Raw genomic sequence first — 3125 nt, forward strand, 5'->3', positions numbered from 1 at the left:
CAATGGATGCCACCATTGCCGCCATGAAAGAGATCACCGGCGCTATTTTGGCCATTACGCTGGTAATGTCGGCAGTTTTTGTGCCGGTTGCGTTCCTGACAGGGCCGGTGGGGGTGTTTTACAGGCAATTCTCCCTAACCCTTGCCATTGCCATTGTAATATCGGGTATCAATGCCTTAACGCTTACGCCGGCGCTCTGCGCCCTGATGCTGCGGCATTCCGCACCGGGAAAAAAGAAAAACCTGCTACAGCGCTTCTTCGCCGGCTTCAATAAAGCTTACGACAGCACACAGGGAAAATACCAGGGGCTGGTAAAATACATCGCAGGCAGAAAAGCAATTACCATGGGACTGCTGGTCATTTTCTTTGTGGCCACATGGGGCAGCAGCGCCGTGCTGCCGTCGGGCTTTATTCCCACCGAAGACCAGGGCATGATCTATGTAAACGTTACTACTCCCGCGGGCTCCACTGTTGAACGTACCGGTAAAGTGCTGGATGAAGTACAGAAAGCCGCGCAAGACCTGGATGCCATTGACAATATTTCCACCCTTGCGGGCTACAGTCTTGTTACCGAAGTATCCGGCGCTTCCTACGGCATGGCCATGATCAATATGAAAAGCTGGGACGAAAGGTCGGAGTCCGTGAACGACCTTATTAAAATACTGGAAGAAAAAACAAAACACATTACCGATGCCAGTATCGAATTTTTACCGCCGCCAACCGTTCCGGGCTTTGGTAATTCAAGCGGGTTTGAGTTCCGGCTTTTAGACAAAACCGGCAGTGAAGATCTGCAGCAAACGCAAAAAGTAGCCAATGATGTGATCGCCGCGGCAGAAAAATCGGGTGCGGTAAGCAATGCGTTCACCGGCTTCAATCCTAATTTCCCCCAGTATATGGTGCATGTAGACCAGGACATGGCTGCAAAAAAGGGCGTGACCATTGAAAATGCCATGAATACGCTGCAAACGCTGCTGGGAAGCTATTATGCCACCAATTTCATCCGGTTTGGCCAAATGTACAAGGTAATGGTACAGGCCTATCCCCAGTATCGCTCCGGTCCGGAAGACATACTTAACCTGTACCTGAAAAATAAAGATGGTGAAATGGTCCCTTTTTCAACCTTTATAAAAATGGAAAGGGTATACGGGCCCGAGCAGCTAACCCGCTATAATATGTATACGTCTGCGCTCATCAACGGCGACGCGGCAGACGGGAAAAGCAGTGGCGATGCCATTAAAGCCGTAGAGGCCGCTGCCAAAGAAGTGTTGCCAAGAGGGTTCGATTATGAATGGTCGGGCATGACCCGCGAACAGATCCTGTCGGGTAACCAGGCGATCTATATTTTTATTATCTGTCTGGTATTTGTATACCTTATCCTGGCTGCACAATATGAAAGCTTCCTGCTGCCGTTGCCTGTTATCCTTTCGCTGCCTGCGGGAATTTTCGGGTCTTTCCTGTCGTTGAAATTAGCAGGGCTGGAAAACAATATTTATGCGCAGGTAGCGCTGGTAATGCTTATCGGGCTACTGGGTAAAAACGCTATCCTTATTGTGGAATTTGCCATCCAGCGAAAAAAGCTGGGATCATCCATACTGGAAGGAGCGATAGCAGGAGCCGCCTCAAGGTTAAGACCCATTTTAATGACCTCCTTTGCCTTTATAGCCGGGCTTATCCCTCTTTGTATTGCAACCGGGGCAGGTGCACTGGGCAATCGTTCCATTGGCATGGCGGCCGCCGGCGGCATGCTTACGGGAACGCTTTTAGGGATCATCCTGATACCGGGATTGTATGTTGTTTTTGCAGGCATTGAGGAAAAATCAGGATTAAAAAAGAAAATGAAGCTCAAAGTAGAGCCGTTAAAATTTAAGGTGGCGCAGGAAAAAGAATAACACAGGGAACTTGCAGGAAGTCCGCTGCAATGTCTGAGCCGTGCCCTGCCTCTATTTAAAAAGAATAATTGAATATCATTTATGAAAAAGATCAACTCTGCATTGTATATCCGGTTTTGCGCTTATGCTTTCCTGTTGATAATTGTACCTGCCTGTGTAACCCGGCAGCCGGTTGTTCAACAACGGGTTGCGCCCGTGCCCGGCAGTTACAGCGGTCGCGCCGATAGTTCCAGTTTAGGCAGTCTCAGCCGTGAGCAGTTTTTTCGCGACACCGTACTCCTCGGGCTGATTGACACAGCAATAAAGAATAACCTTATGCTCAAAACCACGGTGGAAAAAATTATGATAGCGAGAGCTCACCTGCTTGCGCAAAAAGGGCTGAGGCTCCCTTCCCTGGATGGCTTTGTATCGGGAGCAGTAGATAAATACGGTAAATATACGATGTCGGGCGTAGGCAATTTTGATACCAATCTTTCCCAGAATATTACGGAAGATCAAAAAGTAACAGACCCTGCCCGTGATTTTTTTCTCGGGTTAAAAAGCTCCTGGGAAATTGACCTGTGGGGAAAGCTGAAGGCGAAGAAAAGATCTGCCTATAATGCGCTGCTGGCCTCCGAAAAAGGAAGGCGCTGGGTTACCACGCAACTGGTAACCCAGGTAGCTTCATACTATTATGAGCTGCTGGCTTTAGACAACAGGCTGGAGATCATCCGCAGAAATATAAAATTACAGGAAAGGGCGGTGGAGATCGTAGAGGCACAAATGGAAGGCGGGCGCGCCAACGCACTGGCCGTACAGCAATTTAACGCGCATTTGATACATACCCGCAGTCTTGAGCAGGAAACCCGGCTAGCCATTATTGAGCTTGAGAATGAAATGAACATGCTCCTCGGCCGTTTTGCACAAACACCCGTTCCGAGAGGCTTGCCCATACGGCAACAACAAATGCCGCCGGTGATCACATCCGGGATACCCGCCGATCTGTGAACAAGCCGCCCCGACATACAGCAGGCAGAGCTGGAGCTGGCAGCCAGCAATGCCAATGTAACAGCCGCCCGGAAAGCCTTTTTACCTTCGGTTACCCTTACGCCTTACCTGGCAATGAACGCTTTTAAATTACCGCTGTTGTTCAACGGAAGCTCTCTTGCCTATGGATTACTGGGAGGAGTTACACAACCTGTCTTTAACCGGCACCAGCTAAAAGCCGGTTTCGCTGTTGCGAGTGCCGAGCAAAAC

General features: G+C 49.5%; 3 protein-coding genes. All 3 read left to right on the forward strand.

The genetic code is table 11. The features are described 5' to 3' along the window. On the forward strand, positions 1-1889 hold a 1889-nt coding region (locus PLH26_RS21170), incomplete at its 5' end, for an efflux RND transporter permease subunit (protein WP_324588008.1). An 81-nt stretch (positions 1890-1970) separates the two neighbouring features. Then, on the forward strand, positions 1971-2876 hold the full coding sequence (locus PLH26_RS21175) for a TolC family protein (protein ID WP_324588009.1): 906 nt from the start codon (positions 1971-1973) through the stop codon (positions 2874-2876). 15 nt (positions 2877-2891) lie between these two features. Then, a partial coding sequence (locus PLH26_RS21860) for a TolC family protein (RefSeq protein WP_502876432.1) occupies positions 2892-3125 on the forward strand: 234 nt, incomplete at its 3' end.

The sequence above is a fragment of the Agriterribacter sp. genome (genome assembly GCF_035444585.1).
Taxonomy (GTDB): Bacteria; Bacteroidota; Bacteroidia; order Chitinophagales; family Chitinophagaceae; genus Agriterribacter.

What these genes read in the sequence shown, in the direction of transcription:
- PLH26_RS21175 (WP_324588009.1), top strand. Translation starts at nt 1,971, where the DNA reads ATGAAAAAGATCAACTCTGCATTGTATATCCGGTTTTGCGCTTATGCT.